The sequence below is a fragment of the Pseudomonas sp. G3-39 genome (genome assembly GCF_054790485.1).
The window spans coordinates 3,764,546-3,779,529 of sequence record NZ_CP186497.1; the positions used below are offsets into that span (position 1 = coordinate 3,764,546).

Here is a 14,984-nt window from a genome sequence, read left to right on the forward strand (position 1 = left end):
TGGGTAGGGAGTTTTTGTGGCGAGGGGATTTATCCCCGATCGGCTGCGCAGCAGTCGTCGCTTTTAGCCTGTAAATGCGGGGCCGCTTCGCAGCCCATCGGGGATAAATCCCCTCGCCACAGAGCCCCTCGCCACAGTTGTTCGCCCTGCCGGAACGCCGGAGTACAGAACATGGGTACCGTCAGCAAACTCAGCCAGCACATCAAACAAAAAGGCCTGCGCGCCACCCTCGCCAAGGCGTGGAAGCACTACGTGTTTTTCCATCAGGAATTGCTGTGGATGGAGCGCGACCTGGTCAGTCCGGTGCCACCGCACAGCCTCAAACCGTATCCGCCACTGCGGGTGGTGAAGATCACCGCCGACAACGCCAGCGCCTTTGCCCGCTACTTCGGCGATCGCGTCGGGACCATGGCCGAGCTGGCCAACGAAGGCCACACCGGACACATGCACCTGGACGATCAGGGCGATGCCGTGGCGTTCATCTGGGGCAGCGCACGGGACTACTTCGACCGGCATTACTACGGCTGCCTGTTCCCGGTGAAACCCGGCGAGTTCTTCGAATTCGGTGGCGAGCTGACCCGTGCCTACTGGGGCAGCGAACTCTCGGTGGACCTGCAACTGGAACTGTGGAAAGCCATGGCGGCCCAGGGCTGCGACAAGGTGGTGGACGTCTGCGAGTTCCACAACGTCCCGGCGCTGAAACTGCACCTGCGCATGGGTTACACCGAGCAAGGCCGGATCATGAATGTCTACACCCTGTTCGGTCGCTGGCGCTTCTACCGCGAAACCCGCTACAGCGGTTCGCGACTGGATGCGCTGCGCAAACCGTCCCGCCCACCTGTCACAGCCACGGCGGCCTGAGCCTATGACGGCGCGATTCGAATGGCGCACTTCACTGTGCGCCGCCGACTTCCCGGCAGCCGCCTATGAAGCGCTGCGCCTGCAGGTGACGGATCACACGCCGTTCAACCACCTGGGCTGGTTGTGCGCGGCGGAGCAGGCACTGGGCGCGGGTGAGCGCCTGCACATCCTGCTCAGTTGGGATGCGGACGAATTGCGCCTGTGCCTGCCGCTGGTGGCGGGCCGCGAGCGTTTTGCCGGCGTGCCGTTTCGTGTACTGCACCACTTGGGCTATCCGCTGGCAGACCGGCTGGCGCTGCTGTCATTGCTCAAGGGCGAAGACATGCGCGAAGCCTTGCACCTGATCCGCCGACAGCTGCCGCACGCCCTGCTGCAACTCAACGAATTGTCCGAGCCGGCGGGTGAGGAAAGCGCCCTGACCGAATGGATGGCCCACAGTTCTGCGGGCGAACGCCGCCTCAGTTGCCGGGTGCCGGTGCATCTGATCAGCGACGCGGATCACCAGGAGGTCTCCGGCGACCCGCGCTACAAGCTGCGGCGGGCGCGCAAACGGATTGCCGCGTGTGGCGCCCAGGTGCGGCGCATCAGCCCCGACGCGCTGAGCATGGGTCCGCTGTTGCGGGCGATCAGCGAAGTCGAAGCGGTGAGCTGGAAAGGTGACGAAGGCGTGGGGATCTTTGCCAGCGAGCGCAGTCGGCAATGGATCGAACGCGCCTTCACCGCCCTCGCCGGCCAGGGCCTGGTGCGGGTGGTGACGCTGGAACTCAACGGGCGTTGCATCAGCTATCGCCTCGGCTTGCTGGAACAGGGTCGACTCTACGATTACAACCTCGCGTTCCTGCCGCAATACGCCGATCTGGGCAGCGGCCGGGTGTTGCTGGAGGAATGGATTCGCTGGGGGCTGGATGAGCACTGGTGCTGGATCGATGCCTCGCGGGTCAGTCTGGAAAACTCCAGCCACCAACTGCACGAACGCATGACCGGACAACTGGAACACTGGCGCTGGAGTTTCTATTCCTGGCGCCCCAGCGGGATGTTGCTGGGGCTGGGGTTGCGGCTCTGGCAGCGCTTGAAACCGACGGTGCAGCAATGGCGCGCGCGACGTGCGGCCAGACCGGCATCGGCGCCCACACCTGTCGTCATCACCACGGAGGGCGATCATGCCTCGCCAAGTCATAGTCAACGCTGACGATTTCGGTTTGAGCCCGAACGAAAACGCGACGATCTTCGCCGCGTTTCAGGCCGGGGTTATCAGTAGCGCCACAGCCATGGCCAACATGCCGGCCTTCGAAGCGGCCTGCGCGATGGCCCGGCATCCGTCGCTTCAAGGTCGGGTCGGGTTGCACTTCAACCTGACTTACGGGCGGCCGTTAAGCGCTTCGATCCTGCGCAGTCGCACCTTCTGCGACGGCCACGGCGTGTTCGATCTGAGCCTGCCACGGCACAGCCTGTGGCTGAGTCGCGAAGATCGCGAAGCGGTGCGTGAAGAGTTGCAGACGCAGTGGCAGCGCTGCGTCGAACATGGCGTGCGACCTAGCCATATCGACTCGCATCAGCACGTGCACAACATCTGGCCGATCGGCGAAATCGTCGCGCGCTTTGCTGCCCATCAAGGCGTGCCGATTCGCCTGGCGCGCAACCTGGGGCAGAACCTCAGTCTGCCGAAACGCATATTCAAAGGTTTGCTCAACTGGCGCTTGCAGAGTCTGACCGGAGCCACGGCGGACTATGTGTGCACGCCAGTGGATCTGCGTAACGACCCCGCGCCGAACGACGGCGTGCTGGAAATCGTTGCCCACCCGAATCAGCTAGGCAGCGATTTCGGTGATGCCTACCTCAACCCCGAAGAGTCCCTGAGCCACGTGCTGGAGCAGCGGCTGCCGGGTGTGCCACGGGTGTCCTATGCCGATCTGCACAAGGATTTTTCACGGGGTGCCGCGGCACTCGATTGATTCATCCCCCCAACAGCAACATCCACCACACCGGGCTTCGGCCACGGAGGGCAACATGAGTGTTATCGAAAAACTGCGCGAACGCATTCGTCAAAAGGGCCTCGGCCGTCTCTTCGCCACCCTGTGGAAACGCTACGTGTTCTTCCACTGGGAGCTGCTGTGGATGGAGCGCGATCTGGTTTCCCCGGTGCCACCGCACAAGCTGCGCCCGTACGAAGGTTTGCGCAAAGTCGATATCACCCAGCTCAACACCGGGGCCTTCGCCAAGCACTTCGGCGACCGCGTGGAAACCATGGCCGAACTCGCCGCCGAGGGCCACACCGGGCACATGTACCTGGATGCCGACGGCCACGCGGTGGCATTCATCTGGGGCAGCATGCGCGACTACCACGACCGCCACTATTACGGCTGCTGGTTCCCGGTCAAACCCGGCGAGTTCTTCGAATTCGGCGGCGAAATGGCCCGCCCGTATTTCGGCACCAGCCTGTCGGTGGACGTGCAAGTCGCGCTCTGGGAAGCCATGGCCGCCCAAGGCTGCGACAAAGTCGTCGACGTCTGCGAAACCCACAACATCCCGGCGCTGAAACTGCACATCCGCATGGGCTACCACGAACAGGGCCGCGTCACCCACGTCTACGGCCTGTTCGGCCGCTGGCGCTTCTACCGCGAAAGCCGCTATGACGGCTCACGCCTGGACCCCCTGCGCAAACCTGGGCGGCCGGTGGTGAGTGCGGCGGCGCAGGCGTGATTCAATCGTAAAAGCGATGGCGGCTCTTTGGCCGCCATCGCGAGCAGGCTCGCTCCCACAGTGGATTTGTGTACGACACCGATCACGTGTAGGAGTGAGCCTGCTCACGATGAGGCCAGATGGAGCAACAAATTCTCAGGTTTTGCGAGCGACCAAGGTGAAGCACAACGGCATCTGCGCCTCGCGATTCAGATACTGGTCATACACCTCCTCCCGGTTCGAATGCGCATACTCCTTGAAGTGCGCGATGTTCAGGCCGGCCGCGATGGCGCCGCTGAAGATCGCGCCGAGGGTGTGTACGAACCAGTAGGACTTGGCAGCCTGCTGTTCGACCTTGCCGACGTAGACGATCGGTTCTTCCTGCACGAATGGCTCGGCGCGGAAGTAGGAGCTGGCGAGGCGGTACGGGTCTTCGGCGTCGGGGTCGACCATTTCCAGAAACGGATGGGTTTCGTAGATCACCAGTTTGCCGCCCGGTTTGAGAGTCAGCGCGACATGGCGAAAGAACTCACCGATGTCGGGCATCCAGTTCAGCACGCCGATGGTGATCAGCGCCACGTCGAAGCGGCTGTGCAGCGCAGTCGGCAGGTGATGGATATCGCTTTCGATGAATTCGGCGTTGTGCGGCGAGCGCTGGTTCAACTCACGGGCCTGTTCGAGAAACGCCTCCGATTGATCGACGCCGACCACACTGCGCGCACCGATGGCGAACAGCGACAGGCTTTCGCGACCATTGTTGCAACCGAGTTGAATCAGCGCTTTGCCATCGACGCCGACCTGTTCCAGCTGACCGCGCAAGGTGTCATCGAGGCAGGAGAAATCAGCCTTTGATACGTCGTTCAACAGCGCTTGCCATTCCGCCGACTCACGGTGATGACGAGCAGAATCGTTCCACGCCTGTCGATTGCTGTCGATGGCGGTTTTATTGTTGGGCACTTCCATGGCGCACTCCGGGCGATGCTCGTGATTGAGCGGACCCGAGTCTAGAACAGCCCGATCAGTACGGTTGTTGCGACTTTGTAAGCCGCACCGCCGTTCCACTGTGGGAGCGGGCTTGCTCGCGAAGGCGGTGAGTCAGGCAACGGAGATGTTGGCTGACAGGACGCTTTCGCGAGCAAGCCCGCTCCCACAGGGGGTAATGCGGCGGCTTCGTAGAGCTTTTTGCGACCGGGCCTCATCGCTGCAAAAAGCTCCCACAAGATTTGCACACGTCGCACAACCTGTGGGAGCGGGCTTGCTCGCGAAGACGTCGGTCCGGCCAACATCTTCATCGACTGACACGACCTCTTCGCGAGCAAGCCCGCTCCCACACTTTTGGCGTGGTCACATCTGGTTGAGGCGTTCGCGCAGGAATTCGACCAGTGCCTGCACCGGGCGCGAAGCCTGGCGGTGTTGCGGGTACACCGCCGACAGGGTCAGCGGTTCGGGGCGGTAGTCGTCGAGCACTGGCATCAGCCGCCCGTCCTTCAGCGCCGCGCCGACGATGAACGTCGGCAGATAAGTAATCCCCATCCCCTGCACCGCCGCATCGCGCAACAGCTCGCCATTGTTCACCCGCATGCGTCCGGTGACATTGACCAGCAGCGGCTTGCCCTGCCCCGCATTGAAGCGCCATTGCACCGAACGACCATGGCCGTACGGCAGGCAGTCGTGGCTGTGCAGGTCTTCGGGATTGAGCGGCGTGCCGCGTTCGGCCAGATATGCCGGGCTGGCGCAGTACACCCGTTCGATGGCGGCGATGCGCCGGGCGATCAATGTTGAGTCTTCCAGCACACCAATGCGCAGCGCCAGGTCATAACCTTCGCCAAGCAGGTCCACCGGGCGGTCGCTCAAATCCACCTCCACGGTGACATCGCGATAGCGCTGCAGGAACAGCGGCAGCAGACAGCCCAGATGCGCCACGGCAAACGACAGCGGTGCACTGACGCGAATGGTCCCGCGCGGCTCGGCAGTCTGCCCGGCGATGCCCTGCTCGACCTGTTCCACTTCGCCCAGCAGACGCAGCGCCGATTCGTAGTAGCTCTGGCCCAGTGGCGTGACGTCTAGGCGTCGGGTGGAACGGTTCAACAGCCGCACACCGAGGCGCTCTTCGAGCTGCATCAAACGGCGGCTGACGAACTGCTTGGACAGGCCCAACTGATCGGCCGCAGCAGTGAAACTGCCGGAGTCCATGACCTGGCAAAAAATACGCATGTCTTCGAACGGGTTCATTGTCACTCTCTGGTAGACAGTCAAACGCTTTATAGCCGCTTTTTCACTTTTCGACAGCTCATTAATCTGTGCTCACGGTTTGAAAACAGCCCGACACAACACCAATAACTTTCGAAAATGGAATTGAGCATGAACATCAAAAAAACCCTGACCGCATCCCTCCTCGCCCTGTCCATCGGCAACGCGTTCGCCGCCGGCAGCCCGGGTGTCGAACACAACACACAGGCGTTCCTCGAAGCCCTCGCCGCCGGCGGTGGCAAACCGCTGGAGCAACTCAGCCCGAAGGATGCCCGTGCGGTGCTGACCGGCGCTCAGGCCTCGGTAAAGGTTGACCTGTCCGGAGTTGAAGTCAGTGACAAGGCAATCAAGGTCGATGGCCAGACGATCAACCTCAAAGTGGTGCGTCCGGCCAAGGTCAAAGGTGAATTGCCGGTGTTCATGTTCTTCCACGGCGGCGGTTGGGTATTGGGCGATTACCCGACGCACCAACGCTTGATTCGCGATCTGGTGGTCGGCTCTGGAGCGGTCGCGGTCTACGTCGATTACACGCCGTCGCCGGAAGCGCAGTATCCGACAGCGATCAATCAGGCTTACGCCGCGACCCAATGGGTCGCGAAAAACGGCAAGCAGATCGGGGTCGACGGCAAGCGTCTGGCGGTGGCCGGCAACAGCGTCGGCGGCAACATGGCAGCGGTCGTGGCGCTGATGGCCAAAGAAAAGCAGAGCCCGGCCCTGCGCTTCCAACTGCTGATGTGGCCGGTGACCAACGCGCAGTTCGACGACGGCTCGTACCAGCAATTCGCCGAGGGCCACTTCCTCACCAAGGGCATGATGCAATGGTTCTGGGACAACTACACCACCAACCCGGCCGAGCGCGCACAGATCCACGCCTCGCCACTGAACGCCAGCAGCGAACAGCTCAAGGGCCTGCCCGCCGCGCTGGTGCAGACCGCCGAGTTCGATGTGTTGCGTGATGAAGGCGAAGGCTATGCGCGGCATCTGGATGCGGCCGGTGTGCCGGTGACGTCGGTGCGTTACAACGGGATGATTCATGACTTTGGCTTGCTCAATCCGCTGAGCCAGATTCCCGAAGTGAAAGCGGCCGTGCGCCAGGCCGCGGCTGAGCTGAAAACACATCTGAACTAAGCCCCCTCCCTCGCCACACCTGACGGTGTGGCGAGTTTTTTGTCTGCAGGAACCCTTGTGGTGAGGGGATTCATCCCCGATGGGTTGCGAAGCGACCCCGCCGCTAACCAGAAAGGCAGGGGACTGCTGCGCAGTCCATCGGGGATGAATCCCCTCACCACAAAAGCCTCTTCAACACCAACGTTCATGCAGTTCCGGAGATCGCCATGTCCATCCTCCTCACTCACCCACTGTCCTGGAGCGCCGCCCTGCTGCTGCTCGATGCGCTGCTCTGGCACCTCGCGCCGTTTCAGCATCGCGCACCGAGAGTCGGCATTCGCCTGGCGCTGTTTCTGGCGTTCAGCGCACTGATCATCAATGCCGAGATCAGCCCGTTGCAGGCGCCGCTGTTCGCCGATGACCGGGTGATGCAACTGGGCGCGACCGCGCTGGCAATTGTCTGGTGGCTGTACGCTGCGCGGGTGCTCACCGAGGTGATCGGTCTGGCACTGATGCGGCGCATCGGCCACAGCGGTCGGCTGTTGCAGGACGTGATCGGTGCGCTGGTGTTTCTGGCGGCGATCGTCGCGGCCGCCGGCTATGTGCTGGAACTGCCGGTCAAGGGCTTGCTGGCGACTTCCGGGGTAGTGGCGATCGTCGTTGGTCTGGCATTGCAAAGCACCTTGAGCGACGTGTTCTCGGGGATCGTGCTCAACACCACCAAGCCATATCAGGTCGACGATTTCGTGGTGATCGACGGCGTCGAAGGCAAGGTCATCGACATCGACTGGCGCGCCACGCATCTGTTGACCAGCACCGGCACGCTGGCCGTGGTGCCGAACTCGGTGGCGGCCAAGGCGAAGATCGTCAATCTCAGTCGCCCGACCAACCTGCACGGGGTGTCGATCAGCATCAAGGTGCCGAATCACATTCGCCCACGGCGGGTGCTCGACGCCCTCGACCGCACGCTGCAAGGCAGCAGCAGTCTGCTGCTCAATCCGCCGCCCAAAGCCGTGTTGAAAGAGGCCGGTGAGGAGATGTCGGAGTATGTCGCCAGCGGTTTCATCAGTGAACTGAGCAAGAAAGGCGAGGTGCGCAATCAACTGTTCGACCTCGCCCACCGGCATCTCGAAGCCGCAGGAATTTCCCGGCACCCCGATGGCGTGATCGAGCCCTCGACCCGCGCCCGGGCCTTGCTCGATGAAGTGAAAGTTTTCCGCTCGCTGAGCCATGAAGAACGTGATCGCCTCGCCGAATCGATGGTCGCGCAGCAATACGCGGCCGGTCAGGTGGTGCTGGGGCTGGATGAAGTACCCGACAGTCTGTTTGTCATCGCCACTGGTGTGGTCAGTGCAACCGTGCCCGATGGCAACGGCCAGACCGAAGCCGGACGCATGGGGCCGAGTGAGGTCATGGGCGAACAGAGCATCCTCGCCGATACCCCGTCGCAAGCCACGTTCACCGCGCTGACGTCGAGCATCATCTATCGCCTCGACAAAGCGCTGACCCGCCAATGCATGGAACAGCGCAGCGAAGTCGGCCAGGCGCTGAACAAATTGCAGGCCGTGCGACAGCAGAACAGCCGGCTGGCGTTGATGGCCGAACCGGTGGCGGTGCGCAAGGGTGGTTTTCTGGGTTGGCTGCAAAAGCGCTGATGCGAGAGCAAGATCAAGAGCCCCCTCACCCCAACCCTCTCCCCCAAGGGGGCGAGGGGGAAAGGGAGCCGATCTCCGTGTACTTCAATTTCGGAGATCGGCTCGGTATTGCAGGTCGACGTATCGCGAACAAACCCCTCGGTCAGTCCCCTCTCCCCCCAAACGAGGGGGAAAGGGAGCCGATCTCCGTGTACTTCAATTTCGGAGATCGGCTCGGTATTGCAGGTCGGCGTATCGCGAACAAACCCCTCGGTCAGTCCCCTCTCCCTCTGGGAGAGGGCTAGGGTGAGGGGCTTCAGGCATCACTTGGCCGTGAACTTGGTGTAGCTGTTGATCAGGTTGCGGTAGTTCGGCAGGCGTTCGGACAGCAGATGCGCCAGGCCTTCCATGTCGTTGCGCCAGTCACCTTGCAGCTCGCACGCTACCGAGAACCAGTTCAGCAGGTGTGCACCGGCGGCCGACATGCGCGCCCACGCGGCTTGTTGCACGGTGGTGTTGAAGGTGCCGGAAGAATCGGTCACCACGAACACTTCGAAACCTTCAGCAATGGCCGACAGGGTCGGGAATGCCACGCAAACGTCCGTCACCACACCGGCGATGATCAGTTGCTTGCGGCCGGTGGCCTTGATCGCCTTGACGAAGTCTTCGTTGTCCCAGGCATTGATCTGGCCAGGGCGCTGAATGAACGGTGCATCGGGGAATTGCTCGCGCAGCTCAGGCACGATCGGGCCGTTCGGGCCGGCATCGAAACTGGTGGTGAGGATGGTCGGCAGCTTGAAGAACTTGGCGATGTCGCCCAGCGCCAGCACGTTGTTCTTGAACTCGTTGGGGGTGAAATCCTGTACCAGCGAGATCAGACCGGTCTGGTGGTCGACCAGCAGCACGACCGCATCATCTTTGTTCAGACGCTTGTAGGGAACGCTCATGGGAAACTCCTCGGTGGATGGTTGTTGCGTGAGGCGCCGACCGGATGGCCGGCGCTTTTTTGTAGTGATCAGAAAGCGAAACAGGAACAGCCGAACGCGCCCCAGAAACCGGCGAAGTCGCTGACCGGTGCGTTGGACAATCGGGCTTTTTCATGGCTGTGCGCGTGCACTGCGCAGGCACCGACGCACTGGTGCACTTGCGCCTGCAAAGGCGAGTTCGGGCGCCAGTGGCCCGGCACCTTGACCACCGGCGACCAGTCCGGCAGCACGGGGATCGAGCGTGGGCCGAGGTCTTCGAAATCGCCGGCGGCGTAAACGATCTTGCCGCCGACCACGGTCAGCACCGACTCGATCCACTTGATCGCTTCTTCTTCGACGTGGAAGAAGTCCGCGCTCAGCGCCGCCAGATCCGCCAGTTGCCCGACCTTGATCTGGCCCTTCTTGCCCTGCTCCGACGAGAACCAGGCGCTGCCGTGGGTGAACAGTTCCAGTGCGGTAGTGCGTGGCAGACCTTCTTCGTACAAGGCCAGACCGCCGACGGTGCGACCGCTGACCATCCAGTACAGCGAGGTCCACGGGTTGTAGCTGGAAACCCGCGTGGCATCGGTGCCGGCGCCGACCGGTATGCCTTCGGCGAGCATGCGTTTGATCGGCGGCGTGGCTTCGGCGGCTTTCGCGCCGTAACGGTCGACGAAGTATTCGCCCTGGAACGCCATGCGATCCTGAATCGCAATGCCGCCGCCCAGCGCCCGCACCCGCTCAATGTTCTGCGGGGTGATGGTTTCAGCGTGGTCGAAGAACCACGGCAGACCGTTGAACGGAATGTCACGATTGACCTTCTCGAACACGTCGAGCATGCGGCTGATCGATTCGTTGTACGTGGCGTGCAAACGGAACGGCCAGCGCTGCTCGACCAGATGGCGCACCACCGGTTCCAGCTCCTGTTCCATGGTCTGCGGCAGGTCCGGGCGCGGTTCGAGGAAGTCTTCGAAGTCGGCGGCGGAGAACACCAGCATCTCGCCAGCGCCGTTGTGCCGCAGGTAATCGTCGCCCTGGTGCAACTTGACGCTGCCGGTCCAGTTCTGGAAATCAGTCAGCTCTTCTTTGGGCTTCTGGGTGAACAGGTTGTAGGCGATGCGCACGGTCAACTGATCATCCTTGGCCAGTTGCTCGATCACCTGATAGTCGTCGGGATAGTTCTGGAAACCACCGCCGGCATCGATCGCGCTGGTCAGGCCGAGGCGATTGAGTTCGCGCATGAACTGCCGGGTCGAGTTGACCTGATATTCCAGCGGCAGCTTCGGCCCCTTGGCCAGCGTCGAGTACAGAATCATCGCGTTGGGTTTTGCCACCAGCATCCCGGTCGGGTTGCCGTTGGCATCACGCACGATCTCGCCGCCCGGCGGGTTCGGCGTGTCGCGGGTGTAACCGGCGACGCGCAGTGCGGCGCGGTTGAGCAGCGCGCGGTCGTACAGGTGCAGGACGAACACCGGGGTGTCTGGCGCGGCCTGATTGAGCTCTTCAAGAGTCGGCATGCGTTTTTCAGCGAACTGGAATTCGTTCCAGCCACCGACCACACGCACCCACTGCGGAGTCGGCGTACGGTCGGCCTGCTCCTTGAGCATGCGCAGTGCATCGGCCAGCGACGGCACGCCTTCCCAACGCAGTTCGAGGTTGTAGTTGAGGCCGCCACGGATCAGGTGCAGGTGCGAGTCGTTGAGACCGGGGATCACGCAGCGCCCGTGCATGTCGATCACTTGCGTGGCCGAACCACGCAGGGCCATGGCCTGGGTGTCGTTGCCAACGACGACAAAGCGGCCATCCTTGATCGCCACGGCACTGGCCAGCGGCTTGCTGCGGTCTACGGTATGAAATTGGCCATTGAACAGAATCAGATCGGCGTTCATCGCAGTTCCTTTCGAGTAGATGAATGGGTGTCAGCGTGACGGCTGTTTCGCCGGCTCGACGTGAGCATGGGCCTGACCGGCTTCCAGCCACGGCGCGAACAACCGGGTCACGCGGGGCATGAACACGTACACCACCGACAGGACGATGGTCAGGGTGATCAGGAACGTGGCGACCACGTAGTTGGACAGCAGCGGGTGCAGCTTGAGCAGCGGCCCCCAGATCAGCGGCACCAACAGCGTGTGCGGCAGAATCACCAGCAGGGTGATCACCGCTTGCTTCCAGCGCGGCGGCGGCTTCGCGGCATCGGCCAGCGGCGCGAACCAGAATTCGTTGACCGGTGCGACTTCAGTCTGGTCGCCATCGGCGAGCATCGGCGCCGCCTCATCCACCAGCGCCTGACGCTGCGGCGACTCCAGCCACAGCTGCATGGCCTCGGTGGAGGAAAAGCGCAGGACGCAGGTGTAGGTGTCGAGACCGGCCAGTTTGCCGCGCACCACGTCGACCCCGAGGTGACCGTCGCGCTGCCCGGCGACCCGGACGATGTTGCGCAACCACGCCTCGTAAGGCTGTTCGAATCCGGCCTTGACCCGGTGCTTGACGATCAGGGTCACGGTTTCACCGACCCCCGGTGCTTTTGGACTCAGGGCTTCAGGCATAACGCAGCACTCCGGGCAGACGAACATTGAGCGCCAGGCGTCCCGGCCCGGCGATAAACACAGTGGCGAACAGGATCAACAGCAACCAGCCGAATTGCCCCTCGGCCACACTCCATTGCGGATGCACGACCAGCAGCGCCACCAGCAGAACAAAAAGAATAGGCAAGCAGGCCAATCGCGCCAGCACCCCGGCGACGATCAGTAGCGGACAGAGGACTTCAGCGAAAATCGCCAGGCAGAGTGTGAGGTGCGCGCCGAGGTGGAACGGATCTTCGATCTGCTGCAATTGCGCGTTGAAATCCAGCAGCTTGGGTAAACCGTGGACCCACAGCAGGAACAGTCCACCGCTGACCCGCAGAAACAGCAGACCGATATCCTGTGCCTGTTCATCGTGTTGTGATGCGCTCATGACCCTACCCTTTAATCCTTATCGGGTTGAATCATGCTCGGTGCGGGCGAGGGAAAATTGAATGGATGTGCTCTCTTTCAGGCGAGTCGGATTCCTGTGCGAGCGAGCCTGGTGCGGGCGGCGATCCGACAGTGGCGTCCGGTCAGCCAGCATCATTGTTGAATGACATACCGTTTTCGCGAGCAAGCCCGCTCCCACAGGGAAACTTGGCGCGTCAGGCAGGCGGGATATCCAGCGGCGCCGCCATGAACTGGCTGATCCGCGAACGCAGCCAGCGCTCGGCCGGGTCGTTGTCGTGCACCCCGCTCCAGGCCATCGACAGCTGTGCGGCGTCGATCGGGAACGGTGGATCTTCAGCGCGCAACGCGCAGCCTTCGACCAACGCACACGCGGCATAGTCCGGCACGGTGGCAATCATTTCGGTCCCGGCAAGCAACGCGCGCAAACCGCTGAACTGCGGCACGCCGAGCACCACGCGCCGACGCCGGCCAACCTTGGCCAGGTCCAGATCGATGTTGCCGCTCAGGTCACCGGAGAACGACACCATCGCGTGCGGGCGCTCGCAGTATTCGTCCAGCGTCAGCGGCCCCGGGCGATCATCGCCGCGTAGCACTTTGCAGGGAATGTCGCGCAGTTTCTTGCGCTTGGCGTTGGCCGGCAGATCGGTGGTGTAACTGACCCCGACCGAGATTTCCCCGGACGCCAGCAGCGCCGGCATCAACAGATAATTGGCACGGCGCACCACCACGACAATCCCCGGTGCTTCCTGCTGAAGCTGTCGCAGCAGCGGCGGAAACAGACCGAACTCGGCGTCGTCCGACAGGCCGATGCGGAACACATCGCAACTGCTGGCCGGGTCGAACTCCTTGGCCCGGCTGACCGCGCCGGAGATCACATCCATCGCCGGTTGCAGCTCCTGCAGAATCGCCAGCGCGCGGGCGGTCGGCTCCATGCTGCGACCGTTGCGCAGCAGCAACGGATCATCGAACAGGTCACGCAACCGCCCCAGCGCCGCACTGACCGCCGGTTGGCCCATGAACAGTTTTTCGGCGACGCGGGTCAGGTTCTTTTCGAACATCAGCGCTTCGAAAATCACCAGCAGGTTCATGTCGACGCGACGCAGATCGTTACGGTTCATGGGCTCGAGTTCCTTGCTTGAGAAGTCGTGTTCAGTCGGGTGCGATAGCGCCGTACTTTACTTGATCAACGGTACGCTGGCCGCACGTTTGTATGGGCCGTATTTCACCGGCACCCATTGGAAGTGTTTGTCGATGGCGACGACTTGCAGCGATGTGCTGAGTTCAACGTTTTGCGGCGCAATTAACAACGTTTAACTCGTCAGTCTTCCGGCCCCGTCCAACAATGAAACCCTCTGCGAAACATTGTTTTTTTGACCAGAGGGAAACGTGCCGAGCGTGCGTTACCCCCCCGACACGGACATTGGCCATGGCTCACTTACAACAAACAGTCGCCCTCGCCCCCTCCAGCGAATCCCGCACACCGCGCATCGGCGGCCTCAGTCCGCAACGCGAACGGCGGGCCAAACAGTTGATCCTCGATCGCCTGGGTGAAAGCCTGGAAGTCACCGAACTGGCAGAGGCCTGTTCGTTGTCACGCAGTCATTTTTCCCGGGCGTTCAAATGCAGTACCGGACTCTCGCCACAGGACTGGATCCGCACCCAGCGCATCGCTCGCGCCAAGCAGTTGATCCGGTTCACTCACTTGAGCCTGACGCAGATCAGCCTGGAGTGTGGCTTCTGTGATCAGGCACACTTCTGCCATATCTTCACTCGCAGCGAAGGGATCAGTCCGTTCGCCTGGCGGTGTCGTGAGGTGCCGGGCATGAAGCCCGAAAGACCGCAGTCAGCGGCCGCGCCTGTCGGCATACGCCTGGCGGTCTAGACGCTGTCGCGCGCCAAGCTCATTTCCCTGCGCTTCATTGCTGCCTCAAGCGCTGCGCCACTTGCGCCACCCGCTCGCCCAGGTGTGCCGCCGTGCGCCGGTCTTCGAGCGGCGGAGCCTGCTCGGGGGGCTGTTCGACATTGGATTGCGACATGGCCCCGAGCGCGCTGCCCAGACGATTCAACTGACCATCGAAGCAGCCCGCCACCGAGCGCGCCGGGAGCAGGTCGAGCCCCACCCAGATCATCGAATGTTGCGCGGCGAACACCGCCATTTGCAGCAATGTATTGAGCTTGTCGCCGCACAGGCTTCCGGAATTGGTGAACCCGGCGGCAACCTTGTTGCGCCATGGTTTTGCCAGATAGAACGCCGCGCTGGCCTCCATGAAATGCTTGAAGCCCGCCGAGGCGCTGCCCATGTAAGTCGGCGCACCGAAAATGATCGCGTCGGCGCGGTGCAACTCATCCCAATAGAACTCGACCTCTTCTACCGCCACCAACCGGCAGGTACTGCCCAAGTGCCGTTCGACGCCCTGCGCCACGGCTTCTGCCATGACGCGAGTGTGGCCATAGCCGCTGTGATAGACCACCACCACGTTGCTCATTGCGTCGCCCTCCGCACGCGTGCACTC

The 14,984-nt window shown here is 62.3% G+C and carries 16 protein-coding genes; 7 read left to right on the forward strand and 9 right to left on the reverse strand.

Features of this window, described 5'->3' with window-relative positions:
• The first annotated feature begins 171 nt into the window (after window positions 1–171).
• From ACOYXG_RS16640 to ACOYXG_RS16655, 4 genes are read left to right on the forward strand one after another with little or no spacing between them, the layout of a single operon-like run.
• Window positions 172–861, forward strand: a complete 690-nt coding sequence (locus ACOYXG_RS16640; RefSeq protein WP_258675175.1) for a GNAT family N-acetyltransferase — start codon at window positions 172–174, stop codon at window positions 859–861.
• A gap of 4 nt (window positions 862–865) precedes the next feature.
• Entirely contained in the window at window positions 866–2,050 is a 1,185-nt protein-coding gene (locus ACOYXG_RS16645) for a GNAT family N-acetyltransferase (RefSeq protein WP_285375833.1), read from the forward strand.
• Window positions 2,022–2,813, forward strand: coding sequence for a ChbG/HpnK family deacetylase (locus ACOYXG_RS16650; RefSeq protein ID WP_460352883.1), 792 nt, complete (start codon window positions 2,022–2,024; stop codon window positions 2,811–2,813). The genes ACOYXG_RS16645 and ACOYXG_RS16650 overlap by 29 nt, the downstream gene beginning before the upstream one ends.
• A 55-nt stretch (window positions 2,814–2,868) precedes the next feature.
• A complete protein-coding gene (locus ACOYXG_RS16655; RefSeq protein WP_027611596.1) occupies window positions 2,869–3,561 on the forward strand; it encodes a GNAT family N-acetyltransferase in 693 nt (230 codons plus the stop codon).
• A 135-nt stretch (window positions 3,562–3,696) separates the two neighbouring features.
• Here the strand turns inward: ACOYXG_RS16655 and ACOYXG_RS16660 are convergent, their stop codons facing one another.
• Together ACOYXG_RS16660 and ACOYXG_RS16665 are read right to left on the reverse strand one after the other, a co-directional pair.
• Window positions 3,697–4,503, reverse strand: coding sequence for a class I SAM-dependent methyltransferase (locus ACOYXG_RS16660; protein WP_027611595.1), 807 nt, complete (start codon window positions 4,501–4,503; stop codon window positions 3,697–3,699).
• 381 nt (window positions 4,504–4,884) lie between these two features.
• Window positions 4,885–5,772, reverse strand: coding sequence for a LysR family transcriptional regulator (locus ACOYXG_RS16665; protein ID WP_096796201.1), 888 nt, complete (start codon window positions 5,770–5,772; stop codon window positions 4,885–4,887).
• A gap of 129 nt (window positions 5,773–5,901) precedes the next feature.
• On the opposite strand from ACOYXG_RS16665, the gene ACOYXG_RS16670 reads away from it, so the two are divergent.
• A complete protein-coding gene (locus tag ACOYXG_RS16670; RefSeq protein WP_027611593.1) occupies window positions 5,902–6,918 on the forward strand; it encodes an alpha/beta hydrolase in 1,017 nt (338 codons plus the stop codon).
• A 206-nt stretch (window positions 6,919–7,124) separates the two neighbouring features.
• Complete coding sequence (locus tag ACOYXG_RS16675; RefSeq protein ID WP_460352886.1) at window positions 7,125–8,552, forward strand: mechanosensitive ion channel domain-containing protein; 1,428 nt, start codon at window positions 7,125–7,127, stop codon at window positions 8,550–8,552.
• Window positions 8,553–8,854: 302 nt separating this feature from the next.
• Here ACOYXG_RS16675 and ycaC read toward each other — a convergent pair whose 3' ends face one another.
• The 6 genes from ycaC to ACOYXG_RS16705 all read right to left on the reverse strand — a co-directional run bounded on the left by ycaC (window position 8,855) and on the right by ACOYXG_RS16705 (window position 13,778).
• On the reverse strand, window positions 8,855–9,478 hold the full coding sequence (gene ycaC, locus ACOYXG_RS16680) for an isochorismate family cysteine hydrolase YcaC (RefSeq protein WP_007961287.1): 624 nt from the start codon (window positions 9,476–9,478) through the stop codon (window positions 8,855–8,857).
• 68 nt (window positions 9,479–9,546) lie between these two features.
• Entirely contained in the window at window positions 9,547–11,385 is a 1,839-nt protein-coding gene (locus ACOYXG_RS16685) for an amidohydrolase (RefSeq protein ID WP_103367640.1), read from the reverse strand.
• A 30-nt stretch (window positions 11,386–11,415) separates the two neighbouring features.
• A complete protein-coding gene (locus ACOYXG_RS16690; RefSeq protein ID WP_095136682.1) occupies window positions 11,416–12,042 on the reverse strand; it encodes an antibiotic biosynthesis monooxygenase in 627 nt (208 codons plus the stop codon).
• On the reverse strand, window positions 12,035–12,451 hold the full coding sequence (locus ACOYXG_RS16695) for a DoxX family protein (RefSeq protein ID WP_096796196.1): 417 nt from the start codon (window positions 12,449–12,451) through the stop codon (window positions 12,035–12,037). Before ACOYXG_RS16695 ends, ACOYXG_RS16690 begins: the two co-directional genes overlap by 8 nt.
• Before the next feature lie 214 nt (window positions 12,452–12,665).
• Entirely contained in the window at window positions 12,666–13,589 is a 924-nt protein-coding gene (locus ACOYXG_RS16700) for a LysR family transcriptional regulator (protein WP_096796195.1), read from the reverse strand.
• 57 nt (window positions 13,590–13,646) lie between these two features.
• Complete coding sequence (locus ACOYXG_RS16705; protein WP_263399141.1) at window positions 13,647–13,778, reverse strand: hypothetical protein; 132 nt, start codon at window positions 13,776–13,778, stop codon at window positions 13,647–13,649.
• 119 nt (window positions 13,779–13,897) lie between these two features.
• Between ACOYXG_RS16705 and ACOYXG_RS16710 the strand changes: the two genes are divergently transcribed.
• Complete coding sequence (locus ACOYXG_RS16710; RefSeq protein ID WP_097088725.1) at window positions 13,898–14,353, forward strand: helix-turn-helix domain-containing protein; 456 nt, start codon at window positions 13,898–13,900, stop codon at window positions 14,351–14,353.
• Window positions 14,354–14,387: 34 nt separating this feature from the next.
• On the opposite strand, the gene ACOYXG_RS16715 is transcribed toward ACOYXG_RS16710, so the two are convergent.
• Window positions 14,388–14,957, reverse strand: coding sequence for a flavodoxin family protein (locus ACOYXG_RS16715; protein WP_027611586.1), 570 nt, complete (start codon window positions 14,955–14,957; stop codon window positions 14,388–14,390).
• Window positions 14,958–14,984 lie beyond the last annotated feature (27 nt).